Source organism: Nocardia arseniciresistens (assembly GCF_046764875.1).
Lineage (GTDB): Bacteria > Actinomycetota > Actinomycetes > Mycobacteriales > Mycobacteriaceae > Nocardia > Nocardia arseniciresistens.
Genome location: NZ_JBKORD010000001.1, coordinates 16,056 through 33,613, shown reverse-complemented (window position 1 = coordinate 33,613; position 17,558 = coordinate 16,056). Strand labels below are relative to the sequence as shown.

Sequence of the window (17,558 nt, the reverse complement as noted above, 5' to 3'; positions counted from 1 at the left end):
GATTCCGATCGCCAGTGGAGACCGCTGCGGGCTACAGCGAGGCGACAGCGAGCGCGACGATGACGTCTGCGCCGCTTTCGCATCTGTCTATCGAGGTCGGCCATTTTTATATGAACGACCTCACCAATGGCGAGGATCGGATCAGAGCGCAGTTCAAGGAGGTCAAGAAACGGCTCGAATCCAATATCGGATACGCGCGAGATGAATTCGGTCAGAAGGCCAAGGTAAGCACCTGTTTTCTGATCGATGACTATTTCGGTCCCGATACCGACCCCGGCAAGATCATCGGCAAGCTGCTGACGGCCGCCAAAGAGTGCGGTATGACCATCGACTATCTGGCCCGTGAAGAAGGCTGCTTCGAGTCGCCCGTGTACGTGGACGGCGTCGCGACAGGGGCGCGGATCCCGCTTGCCGAGATGGTCGCCTCATGGATCGTGTCCGAGCCGATTTTGCAAACGACAGGGCGCAGGCCGCCGACGGATGTGTCGGGCTGGCTGTGCAACGGTCGCCGCTCGTCGGATTCCGACACGGTGCAGGCAATGCGCAGCAGTACATACCGGCCGGCCGAGGAGTACGGTCGCCGCGAGCATTCGATCTTCCTCGACGCTCAACTGTGGGCGCCGCCGAACAAGAAGTCGAGGATTCGCGCCGACGCCGATCGGGTGTGGTCCTGTCCGTTCTTGGCATCGATATGGCAATTGATGCGCCTGGACCTGCTGCGATACCAAGGCGCGCCGGTCGTGCAACCACAACTGTGGCCGGTCTCCGGTGAGCAGGATGCGGAGGACTTCGTCTGGCCGAAGTCGTGGCGTGATATGCCCGCGGTTGTGCAGTTGAACCCGCGGGCACACCCGTTCGCCGCCTACCGGGCGGTGTCGATTCTGCCGCGCACCTATGTCAGCATCGAGCATGCGGTCGAGGTCATCCTCGGTCACCTCCAGATCGACGACGAGGTGATCGATCTGGCTGTGCGTAGCGGGATCAAGGATGGTGTCACGGTGCCGCGCCCGGTCAGTCATCGGCTCGAGCACCTTTTCGTCCCAGAAACCTGGGCCGGCCGGGCGACGATCGCCTGATATGGCCGATGCGATGGTCTTTCCGGAGCGCCCGCTCATCATCCTCGGCGAAGTCCGTACCTGCGTGGTGCCGGCCGCCGGGGCACTGAGTCGTGTCGAGGTTCGCGATTTGCTCGCACTGAAGCCCGGTCGCCCGGTGCGATCGTGGGAGCGGCCGATTCCGATGGCGATCTCGCCGACCATGCTTGTCGGTGTGGATTGCCTGTTGCCGACGGGTTCGGGTGCGAAAGCGGAGAGCAGGGGCACCGTTGCCACCAACGCCGTCGTGGTCGGCGGCCGGGTCCTGCAGAGTTCGGTGCGCTCGGTGGTGGTGCGTTCCGCACGGCCGCAGCGCGAGAAGTGGGAGCACTATCTGCGCAGCGGCGGGGTCGCCGAGGTGATCAACAAGATCAGCAGCGGAATCGGTCCGGACCTGGTGAACGGCTTTCTGTACCGGCCGCAGGCTAACGACACCCTGGATCTCGCCTCGATCAGCGAGCGACTTCTTGCCAAGGTGCGGCTGGATCGAGGGTTGGACCAGCGATCGCCGCTGCTGGTCGGCTCGACTCGGCTGCGTTGGACAGCGCGCCTGGGTGAGGTGGATGCCCCAGCCGTCGATTTCCGACTCGAAGACGACGAGATCCGTACCGTGCAGATCACCGTGCGCGAAATCGGGGAACTCGCTGTGGTCCATCAGTTCTGCGCCGACCTCGCCATGCACGACTGGCTGTTGACCGCTGTCGTCAACGTGGTCGAGGAGGCCGACAGATACGACACGGCGAGCCAGGAATCCGCGCGCGTCCTCGCCGCTGTCCTCGAGCATCTGGCGCACCTCTGGATGCCTGGCGCTCACACACCGCCGCAGTTCCTCGGGCTGTGGCAGCAGTTGGAAATGCGTCCCGGCTTCACCCGTGATTGGGAAAGCAGGGTCGGTCAGCTGCGCAACCGCCTGTCGGTAGCGACCTTGGCCGCGCTTCGTGAAGCCAAGGTGGCCACGACGAACTGGTAGCCATCTCACAACCTGAACCAGCGTCGGACGAGCAGCGCGAAGAATACCGAGGTCGAGACGGTCCCGACGTACGCTTCGACGACGAGCAGGGTCTGGCCGAAGCCGCCGATGTCCTTGGTGTCGCCGACACCGACCGGATTCAGGAAGTTCATCAGGCACAGGTAGAAGGTCGACGGGATCTCGACACCGGCCAGAAAACTGATCACGAGGGTGAAAGCGACCAAAAGCAGCGCCATCCAGGCCAGCAGCCGGAACGGCTGATATCCGTAGCCGCACAACAGATCCGAGACATAGCCTCCGGTTCGGCGCAAGCCGGGCGGTAGGGCTTCGAAGCGCGCGCGGGCCTGGGCGAGGCCACACCGGTCCGCGTCGTCGTCGTCCTCGTTCTGCCGATGTAGACCGCCTGCCCTGCGGAACGCGAGCGCCGCGTGGCCGGGCAGTCCGGTCGAACGCATGCAGTCACCGAGCCGCTCGTAGACCTCGGCGAGCATGGTGTTCTGGGTGCCGCTCAGGCGCAATGGGCCGCGGTACTCGACCTCGGCGGCGAGGAGGGCGGCCAGGAATTCGACTGGGATGGTGCCGTGTTCGGCCTCGTCGGTATGCGGTTCACGGGTCGCGGCATAGAGATCCGCGAACACCAGGCTGTCACCGCGGCGGCGGATACCCGGTGGTTCATAGCTGGCGACGACCGTTTCGACATGTGTGTTGAAGGAGTCGAGCAGCCGATCCTCGCGCGGCTGCCGGTCCCGGCCGTCGAGTCCGGCGAAGTGGTCGGTGATCTTATCCTCGTACGCGGCGGCGTGCCGATAGATCCGGGTAGTCATCGACGCGACAAAGGTTGATGACAGATCCGGTTGATCGGTCATGGTGAATCTCCCCCGGGAGTGACACGTCGGCAAGACGTTATTTCCACCATAGCAATGGAATTCGGCTATTGGTTGCGGCTGCGGACTCCTTCAGCCATCGCTTGTCGTCCGGACCGGCGATCGGAGGGCCGACGGGCGTGCGCTGGATACGGTGCACGAACACGTCGCGCGGCTCGCCGTCGCCGAAGTAGCGCTGGTCGTATCCGGCCCAATGGAACCCCGCGCTCATATACAGCTTGGCGGCGCGCGGATTGGTCGGTCGGACGGTGATGTAGACCCGCTCGACCAACGCGGCAACGCAACCCGCGACGGCCCGCTCCAGCAGGGCCGTGCCGAATCCGCGACTCTGGCAGTCCGCCGCGACCGCCAGCCCGAGTACCCAGGCCCGCCGCGAGGTGTTGATGCCGACAAGCACGTATCCGCAGACACGGCCGCCGATATCGACCACCACCCAGTCCGATCCGTGCAGATCGAACAGTTGGCGCAGGACAACCAACGAGTAGGCCAGATCACCGAGCTGTTGCTCCTCCAACTCGGCGATTTCGGCAAGATCCTCCCGAGTCGCGGCCCGGTACACCGGTGCTCGCGACTTCTTGCTGATGTCCAAATGCTCACCTCTGTCACCCCGGTGTGAGTCTGGTTCCAGCGTAAAGCGTTGGCGCCGTGTGGGGGTCGAGAAGGCGGAAAGCCGGACGCCACACCGTTGTCCCGACCTCAGTCGGACGCGAACGGTGTGGCGTCGGTTTTTGTGTTGTGGCGCTTGCGGTTACACGTTGGCGTAGGCGAGCGAGGAGATCCGCGCGATGCCGAACGAGGAGCGCAGGTAGAAGAACCAGGTGACACTCGACATCACGAGGAATGCGGCAGCGTAGCTCCAGAATGCGGGCGCCATGCTGTGGAAATTGATGTTGGACAGGCGAAGTGCTTGCTGTAGCAGGTATCCGCCCGCGGCGCCGACCGCGCCGATGACACCGATGGCCGCGCCCGCCTGTCGCCGTGCCGATGCCACGGCATCGCCGGCGTCCAGACCATGTTCCGAGGCGTACTTCTTGGCCTCGGCGCTGAAGATCGACGGGATCATCCGATAGGTCGAGCCGTTTCCGATGCCGGTGAGGACGAACAGCAGCAGGAACGAAATCAGGTACAGCGGGAAGCTTTTCAGCTCCAGCGCGGCCATGATGAGCGCACACGTCACCGCCATGCCGCCGAACACGAACATCGTGATCTTGGCGCCGCCGACCTTATCGGAAACCCAGCCACCGAACGGACGGCTGAACGAGCCGACCAGCGCGCCGAGGAACGCGAGGTTACCCAGCGTGGTGATCCAGCCGATCTTGGCGAGGTCGGGGAAGTTGGCCTTGATCAGCGTCGGGAAGGCGAAGGAGAACCCGATGAACGAGCCGAACGTGCCGACGTAGAGGAACGACATCACCCAGGTGTGCCGATTGGTCAATGCCAGCTTGTAGGACCTGCCATCGGATTTGGCGGTGCTTATGCTGTCCATGTACCGCAGCGCACCGAAGGCCGCGATCAGGATGAACGGTATCCACACCAGGACCGACAGGGTGATGCCGAACCGGTAGCCCGCGGCGTCCTTGGCCATGATGTGCGTGCCGAGGGTGATCACCAGCGGCAGCACCAGTTGGGTCTGGGCGACGCCGAGATTGCCGCCCGCGGCGTTGATACCGAGTGCCGAGCCCTTTTTTCCTTCGGGGAAGAAGAAGTTGATGTTGGCCATCGAGGACGAGAAGTTGCCGCCGCCGAAACCGGCGAGCGCGGCAAGGATCATGAACACCCACATGGGCGTGCCGGGGTGGTTGATGAAGTAGGCAAGGCCAACGGTCGGGATCAGCAGCATCGCCGCGCTGAACGCGGTGAAGGCTCGCCCGCCGAACTTGGGGATGGCGAAGGTGTACGGAATCCGTAGCGCCGCACCGACAAGGGTGGGGGTGGAGGTCAGCAGCAAGGCGTTGCTCACCGCGATGGGGTTGCCTTTACCGAGCCCGGCCAGGAAGTCGAAGCCCGCCAGGCCCATGCTGGTCACCACGGTGCCCCAGATGACCCAGACGCTGAAGCCGAGATTCTCGGCGAATACGGAGAAGGTCAGGTTCTTGCGAGCGGTGTGGTTGCCGCCCGATTCCCAGAATTTCGGGTTGTCCGGCTCCCAGGTATCCAGCCAGCGTCCGCGCTTGCGGTGCTCGAAAGTTGTTGTGTCCGACTGCTGGCCGGTGGCAGCTACTGTGGCGGTCATCGGCTTCCTCTCGATTGGGCTCGGCTTGTTGCCCAGCTCGGTCGAGACAAAGGTAGAAGTCGGTTGTTGCGTGTGAGTGGCTGTCGATGACGTTCGAGGCAAATCCGACTCACACAGCGGGGAGTCGGGCGGTGACCAGTCGGTTACCTACCGTTGAGATTCGTCACGGGCGGGGTATTCGGCGATGAGTGTGCCCAGAAAGCAGCGCGCGGCCTGCGCGGCGCGGTCGGCGTCGCCATCGATCACGGCCTGCACCAACTCGTTGTGTTCCGCGTCGAAGGCGTCGTCGGATTTCTTGGTCCGCGACCGGATCACTTGTTCGATGGTCGGCAGCAGCGAGTCGTAGAACTCGAGATACACCGCGTTGTGACTTGCGACCACGATCGCGCGGTGCAATTTGACGTCGGCCTCGATAGCCGCCACGTTCTGCTCGTTCCAGCGCTCTTTGTTGCGTTCCTCCAGCAGGCGGCGCAGGTTCGCGATGTCGGCGTCGTCGCGGCGCCGCGCCGCGAGCGCGGCGGCGGTGGAGTCGAGGGCCTGGCGCAGCTCGAGGACATCGCGTTCCTCCGCGTCCGCGAAGTACTTCGCGAGCGTGCCCCCGACCTCGGAGGCGGCGATCACGTAGGTGCCCGACCCTTGGCGGCGCTCGAGCACCCCCGCGTGGACGAGCGCCTGCACCGCCTCGCGCACGGTGTTCCTACCGGTGCCGGTGAGCTCGGTGAGTTCGGGTTCGGTAGGGATGCGGGAGCCGATCGGCCAACGGCTGGAACGAATTTCGGAACGCAGCTGCTCGGTTACCTGGGCAATGAGGCTGGTACGCCGGACTGGTTGCACCGCAACAGAGTACCGCCCATCACAAATGCTTGCCCCATATCGTCGGGTCATCCTATGATTCCTCGGTGACTGCAACCCTCGAGGAGACGACAACTCATCCGGTATCCGACCGGATCGAGCAGCGTAGACGTGCGCTGACCGAGGGCCGCCTGCTGGTTCTCGCCGCCATCGTCGTGTCCGCGCTCACCCTCCGTGTCGCCGTCACCGCGTTCAGTCCGCTCGCCGATCGAATCGGTGCGGACATCGGCTACTCGACCGCCGTGATCGGTGTCTTCGGCATGATCCCCACCGCGATGTTCGCGGTGTCCGGTCTGCTGACACCGATCTTCGTGCGCAAGGTCGGGCTGGAACGCACCGCCATGGTCGCCATGTTGATGGCAGGGCTCGGCATGTTGATCCGGGCCACCGTCGGAAGCACCGCCACCCTGTTCGTCTTCTCGGCGCTGGCGCTGGGCGGTATGGGCATCGGCAATGTGGTGATCCCGCCGTTGGTGAAGCGGTACTTCTCGGATCGACTCGCGGTGGTCAGCTCGCTGTACATCACCATGGTTCAGCTCGGCACCGTCGTGCCCGCGCTCATCGCGGTTCCGGTCGCCGAAGCGCACGGCTGGCGGATCTCGCTCGGTCTGTGGGCGGTACTCGGATTCGCCGCGGCACTGCCGTGGATCGGCGTGCTGCGTGATCGTCGGGGTCGCGATGTGGTGGATACCACCGGCCTGCCCGCGGCCGCCGCGGAGCCGAAGGGTCGAGCGTGGCGTTCGCCGCTGGCCTGGGGCATGGCGGGCATGTTCGGCATGACCTCGCTGACTACCTACGCGATGTTCACCTGGTTGCCCAAGATTCTCGGCGAGGCCGGCGCGAGCGCGGCGTTCGGCGGAACCATGGTCGGTCTTTTCGCGCTCGTCGGGCTGGTGTCGGCATTCACCGCGCCGACCATCGTCGCGCGCTTCCGCAATCCTTTCCCCTTCGTGGTCGCGTGCGCGGTCTTCTTCTTCACCGCGTTCGCCGGGCTGTTGATCGCGCCGATGAGCGTGCCGCTGCTGTGGGTCGTGCTGCTCGGTCTCGGGCCGAGCACGTTCCCGATGGCGCTCACCCTGATCAATATGCGCACCCGCACCCCGCAGGGCTCCGCTTCGTTGTCGGGCTTCACCCAGGGCGTCGGTTACGCCGTGGCGTGTGTCGGGCCGCTGCTGTTCGGCATGCTGCACACCGCGACCAACGGCTGGCTGGCCCCGTTCGCGATGCTCAGCGTCGCGGTGCTGGTGCTCTTGGCAGGCGCATGGCAGGCGTGCAAGCCGCGGATGCTCGAAGACACCTGGGCTTGATCGGAAAAGCCTCACAGCTCGAGTCGTGCGTCACACCCTCACCGGCCGCGGATCTCGAGGTCGGCTGTTCGTGACGCGCGGAAACCGTTGTGTCACATGCCCGAAACATTCGGTGGGTTCTCACCTGTGGTGCGGGGGAATCGTGAGCAACCGTTGATTTGACGGTCATTTCGCGCAGCATTGCGGCAATACCCGTTTCCTACGGTTGGGCTAACCGATTTTGGGAGGCCCTTGTTGAGCACGCTGACGCGTAACCACAACATCGAGCAGTGGGATGCCGAAGATGTCGCGGCCTGGGAGGCCGGCGGTAAAGACGTCGCCAAGCGGAACCTGATCTGGTCGGTCTTCGCCGAGCACGTCGGGTTCTCGGTCTGGTCGATCTGGTCGGTGATGGTGCTGTTCATGCCGACCGACACCTTCGGCATCGATCCGGCGGGGAAGTTCTTCCTCGTCGCGGTGCCGACCTTGGTCGGTGCGATCCTGCGGATTCCGTACACGGTCGCTACCGCCCGGTTCGGCGGCCGCAATTGGACCATCTTCAGCGCCGTGCTGCTGCTCATCCCGACATTGCTCACGCTGTACTTCATCAACCAGCCGGGCACCTCCTACACGACGTTCCTGGTCGTCGCGGCATTCGCCGGTTTCGGTGGCGGCAACTTCGCCTCCTCGATGACCAATATCAATGCCTTCTACCCCCAGCGGCTCAAGGGCTGGGCCCTCGGCCTGAACGCCGGTGGCGGCAATATCGGCGTTCCGGTCATCCAGTTGCTCGGCCTGCTTGTCATCGCCACCCTCGGCAACGGCTACGCCTCGCTGATCTGCGCGATCTACCTGGTGCTCGTCGCGCTGGCCGGTGTCGGCGCCGCGCTGAATATGGACAACCTGAAGAACCAGCGGGCCGACCTCTCCTACATGATCACGGCGCTGAAGGTGCCGCAGTCGTGGGCGATCGCCTTCCTCTACATCGGCACCTTCGGCTCGTTCATCGGTTACAGCTTCGCCTTCGGGCAGGTGCTGCAAATCAGCTTCAAGGCCGGTGGCGACACCGCCGCGCAGGCCGCGCTGCATGCCGCGCAGATCGCGTTCGTCGGTCCGCTGCTCGGCTCGCTCGCCCGGCCCTACGGCGGTAAATGGGCCGACAAGATCGGCGGCAGCAGGGTCACGATGTATGTGTTCGGCGCAATGATCGCCGCCGCGGTGATCGTCGCGGCCGCCAGTACCGTCGGTGACGGCAATGGCGGTGTGCCCAGCGGTGCGGTGATGGTCACGCTGGTCGGCGGATTCATCGCGCTGTTCGTGCTGTCCGGTATCGGAAACGGGTCCGTCACCAAGATCATCCCTTCGGTCTTCGACGCCAAGTCCAAGAGCCTGGACGTAAGTCCGGCCTCCAGGGCTTCGTGGTCGCAGAACACCTCCGGTGCGCTCATCGGATTCGTCGGCGCCATCGGCGCGCTCGGTGGGGTCGGCATCAACCTGGTGCTGCGCTCCTCCTATGCCTCGACCGCGTCGGCAACCACCGCCTTCTGGGTCTTCATGGCCTTCTATGTGGTGTGCGCCGTGGTGACCTGGGCGGTCTTCCTGCGCCGCCCGAGCATGCGGTCGATGTCCGCCGCCGCGGGCCTCGACTCCGAGGTGGTCGTCGAGGCAGAGGCACTGATCCTCGAGGCCGAAGCCACCGAGCCGGTCGGTACCAAGTCCACGTCCGCCAGCTCGTCGGCCCGAGCCTGACGCCGAAATATCAACGGAGGACAGTCATGAACTCGACAGTCGAACCAAACCAGCGCAAGACAGCAGTGGTCATCGGTCACGGCATGGTCGGGCACCGGTTCGTTGAGGCGCTGCGGTCCAGGGACGAGGCAGGCCAGTGGCAGGTCGTCATCCTCAGCGAGGAGCGGCTGCCCGCCTACGACCGCGTCGGTCTGTCCTCCTATGTCGGTGTGTGGGACGCGAGCGCACTCGCGTTGCCCGGTAACGAGTACGTGGCCGACGAACTGGTCGAGTTGCGCCTTGGTCAGCGTGCGGAGGCCATCGACCGGGACGCTCGCAAGGTCACCACCTCCGCGGGTGACACCATCGCCTACGACGCGTTGGTGCTCGCCACCGGTTCGTATGCGTTCGTGCCTCCGGTGCCCGGCCACGATCTGCCGGAGTGCTTCGTCTACCGCACCCTCGACGACCTGGATGGCATCCGGGCGACCGCGACGACGGCCGGTCCCGGCGCGGTCGGTGTGGTGGTCGGCGGCGGCCTGCTCGGTCTGGAGGCGGCCAATGCGCTGCGGATGCTCGGGATGACTCCGCACGTGGTGGAGTACAACGCCCGGCTGATGCCCGCGCAGATCGACGAGGGCGGCGGCGCCATCCTGGAGCGGCTGGTCACCGACCTCGGCCTGGAAGTGCACACGGGGGTCGGCACCTCGTCGATCGACACCGAGCCGGACAGCACACCGAGTGGCCGGTTGAAGGTCACCCTTTCCGACGAGACCGTGATCGACGCGGCGCTGGTGGTGTTCTCCGCCGGTGTCCGCCCGCGCGATCAGATCGCCCGTGACTGCGGCATCGAGGTCGGCCCGCGCGGTGGCATCATCACCGACCTCGGCTTGCGGACCTCGGACCCGGACATCTACGCGATCGGCGAATGCGCCGCCGTCGAGGGCACCTGCTACGGCCTTGTCGCTCCCGGCTACACCACCGCGGAAATCGTCGCGGACCGATTGCTCGGTGGCGCAGGCGAATTCCCCGGCGCGGATATGTCGACCAAGCTCAAGCTGCTCGGCGTCGATGTGGCCAGCTTCGGTGACGCGCATGGGACCACCCCCGGCGCGCTCTCGGTGGTACTGCACGACGCGGCCAAGGGCACGTACGCGAAACTCGTCGTCTCCGATGACGCGCAGATCCTGCTCGGCGGCATCCTGGTGGGCGACGCCACCGCGTACTCGTCGTTGCGCCCGCTGGTCGGTCGCCCGCTGCCGGCCGAGCCTGCGGCGTTGATCTCCCCCGCGGGCGCTGAACTCGGGGCCGACGCGCTACCCGATGACGCCCAGATCTGTTCCTGCAACAACGTTTCCAAGGGCGCGATCTGCGGGGCCATCGAAGACGGCGCTTGCGATATCGCGGGCGTCAAGAAGTGCACCTCCGCCGGAACTTCTTGCGGTGGTTGTGTTCCCATGCTCAAGAAACTTCTCGAGCAGTCCGGCGTCGAGATGTCGAAGGCGCTGTGCGAGCACTTCTCGCAGTCGCGCGCCGAGTTGTTCCAGATCGTCCAGGTCACCGGCATTCGCACCTTCTCGGCGTTGATTGCCAAGCACGGCAAGGGAACTGGCTGCGATATCTGCAAGCCGACGGTCGCCTCCATCCTCGCTTCCACCTCGAGCGAGCACATCCTCGACGGCGAGCAGGCGGCGTTGCAGGACACCAACGACCACTTCCTCGCCAATTTGCAGAAGAACGGCACCTACTCGGTGGTCCCTCGGATGCCGGGCGGCGAGGTCACCGCGCAGCAGCTGATCACCATCGGCGAGGTGGCCAAGGAATTCGATCTCTACGTCAAGGTCACCGGTGGCCAGCGCATCGACCTGTTCGGTGCCCGCGTCGAACAGCTGCCATTGATCTGGAAGCGCCTCGTCGATGTCGGCATGGAATCCGGTCACGCCTACGGCAAATCGCTGCGCACCGTGAAGAGCTGTGTCGGATCCACCTGGTGCCGTTACGGTCAGCAGGATTCGGTAGGCATGGCCGTGCTGCTGGAGAAGCGCTACCGCGGACTGCGTTCGCCGCACAAGCTGAAGCTGGCCGTCTCCGGCTGTGCCCGCGAGTGCGCCGAGGCGCGCGGCAAGGATGTCGGCGTCATCGCCACCGAGCACGGCTGGAACCTGTATGTCGGCGGTAACGGCGGACTTGTGCCGAAGCACGCGGTGCTGCTGGCAGGCGATCTCGACGACGAGACGCTGATCCGCTATATCGACCGGTATCTGATGTTCTACGTCCGCACCGCTGACCGTTTGCAGCGCACCGCGCCGTGGCAGGAGGCACTGGAGGGCGGAATCGACTACCTGAAGCAGGTTGTGTGCGAGGACATCCTCGGTATCGCCGACGATCTGGAGGCGGCGATGGCCCAGCATGTCATCGGCTACCGCGACGAGTGGGCCGCGGTACTGGACGACGAGGAGAAGCTTTCGCGCTTCGTGTCCTTTGTCAATGCCCCCGAAGAGGCCGATCCGACCATCTCCTTCAACGAAAGCGGGGATCGCAAGGTGCCTGTGTTGCTCGGCATGCCTGATATCCCGGTCGCTACGCACGGGCAATGACCGCTTAACCCCGAAGAAACAAGACGTCGGTACCAATGGGTGAGGCGTTTGGAGGATGACACCGATGACCGTGATCGATACGCCCGGCATCACCGCGGCTACCGCAACTGGGTGGACGCAGGCATGCCGGCTCGACTACCTGATTCCCGGCCGCGGCGTCGCGGTGTTGCTGCGTGGTGGCCGGCGGGCCGGGGCACAGCGTCCCGGGGCTACGCTCAGTCAGGCCGCTCTGTTCCTGCTGTCCGACGGCACACTCTGTGCTGTCGGCAATATCGATCCGTTCGGCAGAGCCGCAGTGATGTCGCGTGGGATCGTCGGTGATCGCGGCGGTATCCCTGTCGTTGCGTCGCCGCTGCTGAAGCAGGCTTTCTCATTGGTCGACGGGCACTGCCTCGACGACGATTCGGCAGCGCTGCCGGTGTATGCGGTGCGAGTCGACGACGGCATCGTTTCGATTTCCAATGAGCCGATCTCCGGGCTCGACTCTTCGGACGGTGGATCGACATGACGACTATCAACGCGGACGCCTGTCTGGCCGGATTCACGGTCGGCATCACGGCGGCAAGGCGAGCGGATGAGTTCGCCACGCTGCTGGTGCGACGAGGCGCCGGTGTTGTCTGCGCCCCGGCCATTCGAATCATCCCGCTCGCCGACGACACCGAACTGGAGCGGGTGACTCGTCTGCTGATCGCGGATCCGCCACAGCTCGCGGTGGCCACCACCGGCATCGGTTTCCGCGGCTGGATGGAGGCCGCCGAAGGGTGGGGGATCGCCGAGGACCTGCGCACCACGCTGGCATCGACCAGGATGCTGGCCCGTGGGCCGAAAGCCAAGGGCGCCATCCGCGCCGCGGAACTGCGCGAGGAATGGTCGCCTGCCTCGGAGTCCTCCGCCGAGGTGCTCGACCATCTGCTCGCCGAGGGCGTCGAAGGCGTGCGGATCGCGGTCCAATTGCACGGCGCCACTACCGAATGGGAGCCGGTTCCCGACTTCTGCGAGGTCTTGCGGTGTGCTGGAGCGGACGTGATACCGGTACCGGTGTATCGCTGGATCCCGCCGGAGGATCAGGGTCCGATGGACAACCTGATCGAGGCCATCGTCACGGGAAGTCTGGACTGCGTGACCTTCACCAGTGCACCCGCGGTGGCGTCATTGCTGATGCGCGCCAAGGAAACCGGGCTGCTGGATGGTGTGCTGCACGCGTTCCGTGGCCGGGTGCTTCCTGCTTGCGTCGGGCCGATCACCGCCGCGCCGCTCGAAGAGCTCGGTGTGTCCACCACGATGCCGGGGCGTGCGCGGTTGGGTGCGCTTGCTCGGCACGTCGCCGAGGAACTTCCTCGTCGCGCCAATCGAATTCAGGCCGCGGGGCATCACATCAGCGTGCGCGGCGCGTGCGTAGTTGTCGACGGGAAGGTGCGACAGCTTGCTCCGGCGCCGATGGCACTGATGCGCTCGCTCGCTCGCCAGCCCGGCCGGGTTGTGTCCCGCGAGGACCTGCTCGCGGTGTTGCCAGGTGGTGGTGATGACACGCATGCCGTGGAAACCGCGATCGCCCGGTTGCGCGCCGGACTCGGTACGCCGAAAGCGATTCAGACGGTGGTCAAACGCGGCTACCGGCTGGCGCTGGACGCCGCCGAATGCATCGACTACCCACGACCCGTCGGCCCGGCGTCCAGTATCGGCACACCGGCAAGGGCACCGCGATACGCACAGATCGTGCGGAGCTTGTGACGGCTCCGGCCCTGGTCCTGGTGGCACACGGCACCAGGAGCACCAGGGGCGTGCAAATGATCGCCGCGCTGGCCGAGGCGGTGGATCGGGAGCTCGGTGAGCTTCCCTGGGTGCGTACCGCATTCGTGGACGTGCTCGGTCCTTCGCCGTCCGAGGTGCTCGGCGACCTGATCGACGCGACGGGGGAGTCCGTTCCCGCCGTGGTGGTTCCCGCGTTCCTCGCCTCCGGCTATCACGTGTACCAGGACGTACCTCGTGAGGTGGCCGAGAGCGCGCACCCGGCGGTTGCGGTCACCCCGGCCATGGGCCCCGACCCGGCACTGGCCAGGATCATGAGCCTGCGCCTGCGTGCGGCGGGGTGGCGCCCCGGCGACGCGGTGGTCTTCGCTGCCGCGGGATCCTCGGATGCCAGAGCGCGCCAGGACGTTCGGCGCGCCGCCGCCATGCTCACCGAATGCCTCGGTGCTCCGGTCCGGATCGGCTACGTCGCGACCGGGGCGCCGCGCGTTCCGGAAGTAGTTGCCGCGCTGCGTGACTCGGGTTCAGAGCGGATATTCATCGCCTCGTACCTGCTCGCACACGGTCTGTTCCAGCAGCGCCTGCACGAAGCGGGCGCCGACGGCGTCGCCGAACCGATCGGTGTTCATCCGGCAGTCGTGCGCCTTATCGCGGACCGCTACCGTACCGCCGCACGCGAGTTGGTCCGCGTCCGCGCGCTCTGACCTTTCAGGCGGTTTGCCAGGTACTCGAGGACCCTCGACCTGCCGCGCGGGTCGCCGGTGTCGGGCCCGGTCGCGCTCGCCCGTGATGATCGTGCGGGGGGCAGCGCCTTGCTCGCGCCGACCGTCATCGCCACCGTGCGCGAGGTCGCCGACATTCGGACGGCGTGGAATGGCAGCGCCTTGCATCGAGGATGCCGTAGGTTTGCCCGGGAACGTTCTTCAGCAGCATGCTTTCCGAAATGGCAGGGAGGCGTTGTGACGGGAGTCGGCGACGACACCGTATCGGAGGCTCGGGCAAACGGCACGGGGCAGGCGCCGCTTGCGCTGTCGACCGCCCAATTGCGGTGGTGGGTCGCGCAGCCGTCGCATGCCGATGTGCCGATAACCGTCGCGATGTACCTGGATCTGTCCGGTCCGGTAGATGTCGAGTTGCTGCGCGATTGCATTGCCCGCGCGACCCGCGAACTCCAATCGCCGCACCTGCGGTTTCGGATCATCGATGGGCAGCCGCACCAATATCTCGACATGCGCGAGGATCTACCCTTCCGGATCGAGGATCTGACGGGACAACCCGACCCCGTCGCCGCCGCGGTGGCGCACATGGAGGGCGACTACACCGCCGCGCTGGATCTGCTCTCCGACAAGCTCACCGTGGTCACGGTGTATCGGGTGGCGGGTGAGCGCCATCTGCTCTACATCCGCAGCCATCACATCGTTGTCGATGGCGTGGGTGCGGCCGCCGTGCTGCGCCGCACCGCGCAGCTGTATCGAGCGGCGGTCGAGAAGACGCAGGCGGAACCCGCTGCTGCGCGAGCATTGTCGGTGGCGGAATTGCTGAGCGATGAACAGGCCTACCGGGATTCGCCGCGCCCTGCGGTACGGCCCGGCGTCGCGCCGAGCGTGCTACTACCCGAACTGCTGCGTGCGGGGACACTTCCCGACGCGGTCGCACTGGGTGATGGCGAACGCACCATGACCTACCGCGAGCTGGACGAGGCGTCCTCGCGCTGGGCCCGTGAACTGATGGCGGGCGGAGCGGGGCCGGGAGAGTTCGTCGTCGTCGCGGTGCCGCGCTCGCTGGAATCCGTACTCGCGCTATGGGCCGTGGCCAAGTCGGGAGCGTGCTTCGTACCAGTCGATCCGACCGAGCCCGCCCCTCGCATCGCGACGATTATCGCGGATTCCGGTGCACGCCAGGGTCTTACCGTCGCGACTGTGCGACGAAATCTGCCGTGCAGCGGCGGATCGGCGCGCCGTAACGGTGTCGAGCACGGTGCGGCCGCTACCGGGTCGGGTGATCCGGTCGCAACCGACTCCCGCGACGCGGACAGGCGTGGCGCGCCCGGTGTGCCGCAGCGCGATACCCAACGCGCGCGTCGGTATGTGGTCCCCGGTGGACAGCGCGGTATCGATTGGCTGGTGCTCGACGATCCTCGCGCCGTAAGCCGGATCGCCCGCCGGGCAGCTACTCCCGTGGACAACGCCGACCGGGCACGTGCGCTGCGGCCAGGGCATCCCGCCTACCTGATCTATACCTCGGGCACCACCGGAACGCCGAAGGGTGTCGCCGTCACCCATCGCGGGCTCGGTCCGCTGACCGGCTACATCACCGAACACTATGGCGTGCACCAGGATTCCGTCGTTCCGCACGCGCACACACCATCGTTCGACGCGCATCTGCTCGAATTGTTCGCGGCGTTCGCGGTGGGGGCGCTGTTGGTGATCGAGCCGCCGTCGGTGGTCGTCGGCGACGCACTCGCCCAATTGATCGAGGACAGCGGCATCACGCACTTCCTGACCACGCCCGCTGTGCTTGCGACCCTGTCGCCGACGGAGGTGCCGGGACTGGAGGTGGTGGTCGTCGGTGGCGAGGCGTGCCCGTCGGATCTGGTCCGCAGGTGGGCACCGCACGTCCGGCTGTTCAACGGGTACGGCCCGACCGAAACCGCCCTGCGCTGGTCGATTGCCGATAGGTTGCGGCGCGCGGATGCCGCCGTCGACGCCAGCACCGACCGGCGAGTTCGCTCGCCAGGAGAACACACCCGCTGAATGTCCGGGCCCGCGGCGTCTCGGTGGGCGAAGATCGATGGCATGTACCGGCTTCTGCGATGCCTGGTTTCACTCCTTGCCCTTTCTGTCGCGATAGTCCCAGCTACGGTGGCCGCGGCCGATCCAAGCGACTCCCGCATTCTCGACGAGCGCCCACTCGGCGGTCGGCAATTGGAGCTGGTCGTCCACTCGGCGGCGATGAATCGTCCCATCACGCTATGGATGTCGCATCCGGGTTCTGGCGCGCCTGCTCTGTATTTGCTCAATGCCGTCGACGGCGGCGAAGACGGCGGACCGTGGACCCGCCGAACCGACATCGCGGACTTCTTCGCGGACAAGAACGTCAACGTGATCATGCCGATGAGCGGCCGCGCCAGCTACTACACCGATTGGCTGCGCGACGATCCCGCTCTGGGGCGCAATCAGTGGACCACCTTCCTGACCAGGGAGCTGCCGCCGCTGCTCGAGTCGCGATTCGGGATGACCGGGCGCAATGCCATCGCCGGACTGTCCATGTCGGCGACCTCCGCGCTGAACCTCGCGATCGGCGCACCCGGCCTCTATCAAGCCGTCGGCGCCTACAGTGGCTGCCCGCGTACCAGCGACGCGGTCGCCAACGCCTACGTGCACGCCCAGCTCGCGGTGTTCGGCGCGAACGCCGACAACATGTGGGGGGCACCCGACAACCCGGCGTGGGCCGAGCACGACCCGATGCTGCAGGCCGAGCGCCTGCGCGGCGTTGCCCTCTACATTTCCGCCGGCAACGGCGCGCCCGGCGTGCACGAGACGCTCGGCGACACCGGCATCGACGGCAACCCCGCTCGATTGCTCGATCGCATGCTGGTCGGTGGCACCATGGAAACGGTCATCGGCGGCTGCACCCGCCCCTTCACCGACCGCCTCGCCGCGCTCGGCATCCCCGCTACCGTCGACCTGCGCGCAGGCACCCACGCGTGGCCCTACTGGGAAGACGACGTGCACATGTCCTGGCCGCTGTTCGCCTCGGCGCTGGGCGCATAGCCACTGACAATCGCGAACCTGTCGGTGCACGGGTCGACAATGTGACCCATGGCGTACGACGTGGAACTGGCCGACCGGATCCGGGAGCTCATCGAACCAGGACCGGATCTGACCGAGAAGAAGATGTTCGGCGGGCTGGCCTTCCTGATCGGCGGCCATATGGCGGTGGCGGCGAGCAGACAGGGTGGTCTGCTGGTCAGAGTCGACCCCGACGAATCCGACGCATTGCTGGTCGACGACTTCGTCGAGACGATGGTGATGGGTGGCCGGTCGATGCGCGGCTGGCTACTGGTCACCGACGAGGCGCTGGCGAGCGACGACGTCCTGCACGAGTGGGTGGAGCGCAGCGTCGACTACGCGCGCTCGTTGCCTGTGAAGAAGTAGCCCACGAG

General features: G+C 65.9%; 15 protein-coding genes. 11 read left to right on the top strand and 4 right to left on the bottom strand.

Going from position 1 to position 17,558, the window contains the following annotated elements:
- The first annotated feature begins 14 nt into the window (after positions 1-14).
- On the top strand, positions 15-1,076 hold the full coding sequence (locus tag ACLMAJ_RS00140) for an SCO2522 family protein (protein WP_412011363.1): 1,062 nt from the start codon (positions 15-17) through the stop codon (positions 1,074-1,076).
- Position 1,077: 1 nt separating this feature from the next.
- Positions 1,078-2,064: an SCO2521 family protein gene (locus ACLMAJ_RS00135; RefSeq protein WP_412011362.1), complete on the top strand. Its 987-nt coding sequence runs from the start codon at positions 1,078-1,080 to the stop codon at positions 2,062-2,064.
- A gap of 5 nt (positions 2,065-2,069) precedes the next feature.
- Here ACLMAJ_RS00135 and ACLMAJ_RS00130 read toward each other — a convergent pair whose 3' ends face one another.
- From ACLMAJ_RS00130 to ACLMAJ_RS00115, 4 genes are all read right to left on the bottom strand, one after another.
- On the bottom strand, positions 2,070-2,930 hold the full coding sequence (locus ACLMAJ_RS00130; RefSeq protein WP_412011361.1) for a hypothetical protein: 861 nt from the start codon (positions 2,928-2,930) through the stop codon (positions 2,070-2,072).
- 37 nt (positions 2,931-2,967) lie between these two features.
- Positions 2,968-3,537 carry a GNAT family N-acetyltransferase gene (locus ACLMAJ_RS00125; protein ID WP_412011360.1) on the bottom strand — a complete coding sequence of 190 codons (570 nt, stop codon included), beginning with the start codon at positions 3,535-3,537 and terminating at the stop codon, positions 2,968-2,970.
- Positions 3,538-3,696: 159 nt separating this feature from the next.
- Positions 3,697-5,181: an MFS transporter gene (locus ACLMAJ_RS00120; protein ID WP_412011359.1), complete on the bottom strand. Its 1,485-nt coding sequence runs from the start codon at positions 5,179-5,181 to the stop codon at positions 3,697-3,699.
- A gap of 147 nt (positions 5,182-5,328) precedes the next feature.
- The gene (locus ACLMAJ_RS00115) at positions 5,329-6,015 is read right to left on the bottom strand and encodes a FadR/GntR family transcriptional regulator (RefSeq protein WP_412011358.1); all 687 of its coding nucleotides are present in this window, start codon (positions 6,013-6,015) and stop codon (positions 5,329-5,331) included.
- 65 nt (positions 6,016-6,080) lie between these two features.
- On the opposite strand from ACLMAJ_RS00115, the gene ACLMAJ_RS00110 reads away from it, so the two are divergent.
- The 9 genes from ACLMAJ_RS00110 (at position 6,081) to ACLMAJ_RS00070 (ending at position 17,550) form a co-directional block, all read left to right on the top strand.
- A complete protein-coding gene (locus ACLMAJ_RS00110) occupies positions 6,081-7,340 on the top strand; it encodes an MFS transporter (protein ID WP_412011357.1) in 1,260 nt (419 codons plus the stop codon).
- Positions 7,341-7,571: 231 nt separating this feature from the next.
- Positions 7,572-9,068, top strand: coding sequence for a nitrate/nitrite transporter (locus tag ACLMAJ_RS00105; protein ID WP_412011356.1), 1,497 nt, complete (start codon positions 7,572-7,574; stop codon positions 9,066-9,068).
- 26 nt (positions 9,069-9,094) lie between these two features.
- Positions 9,095-11,644, top strand: a complete 2,550-nt coding sequence (gene nirB, locus ACLMAJ_RS00100; RefSeq protein WP_412011355.1) for a nitrite reductase large subunit NirB — start codon at positions 9,095-9,097, stop codon at positions 11,642-11,644.
- A gap of 64 nt (positions 11,645-11,708) precedes the next feature.
- Positions 11,709-12,152, top strand: coding sequence for a nitrite reductase small subunit NirD (locus ACLMAJ_RS00095; protein WP_412011354.1), 444 nt, complete (start codon positions 11,709-11,711; stop codon positions 12,150-12,152).
- Positions 12,149-13,375: a uroporphyrinogen-III synthase gene (locus tag ACLMAJ_RS00090; protein ID WP_412011353.1), complete on the top strand. Its 1,227-nt coding sequence runs from the start codon at positions 12,149-12,151 to the stop codon at positions 13,373-13,375. The genes ACLMAJ_RS00095 and ACLMAJ_RS00090 overlap by 4 nt, the downstream gene beginning before the upstream one ends.
- On the top strand, positions 13,372-14,097 hold the full coding sequence (locus ACLMAJ_RS00085; protein WP_412011352.1) for a sirohydrochlorin chelatase: 726 nt from the start codon (positions 13,372-13,374) through the stop codon (positions 14,095-14,097). The genes ACLMAJ_RS00090 and ACLMAJ_RS00085 overlap by 4 nt, the downstream gene beginning before the upstream one ends.
- A gap of 255 nt (positions 14,098-14,352) precedes the next feature.
- A complete protein-coding gene (locus tag ACLMAJ_RS00080) occupies positions 14,353-16,146 on the top strand; it encodes an AMP-binding protein (protein WP_412011351.1) in 1,794 nt (597 codons plus the stop codon).
- A 42-nt stretch (positions 16,147-16,188) separates the two neighbouring features.
- Positions 16,189-17,166 (top strand): alpha/beta hydrolase, encoded by a 978-nt coding sequence (locus ACLMAJ_RS00075; RefSeq protein WP_412011350.1) that lies wholly within the window; start codon positions 16,189-16,191, stop codon positions 17,164-17,166.
- A 48-nt stretch (positions 17,167-17,214) separates the two neighbouring features.
- Complete coding sequence (locus ACLMAJ_RS00070) at positions 17,215-17,550, top strand: TfoX/Sxy family protein (RefSeq protein WP_412011349.1); 336 nt, start codon at positions 17,215-17,217, stop codon at positions 17,548-17,550.
- The last annotated feature ends 8 nt before the right edge of the window (positions 17,551-17,558 follow it).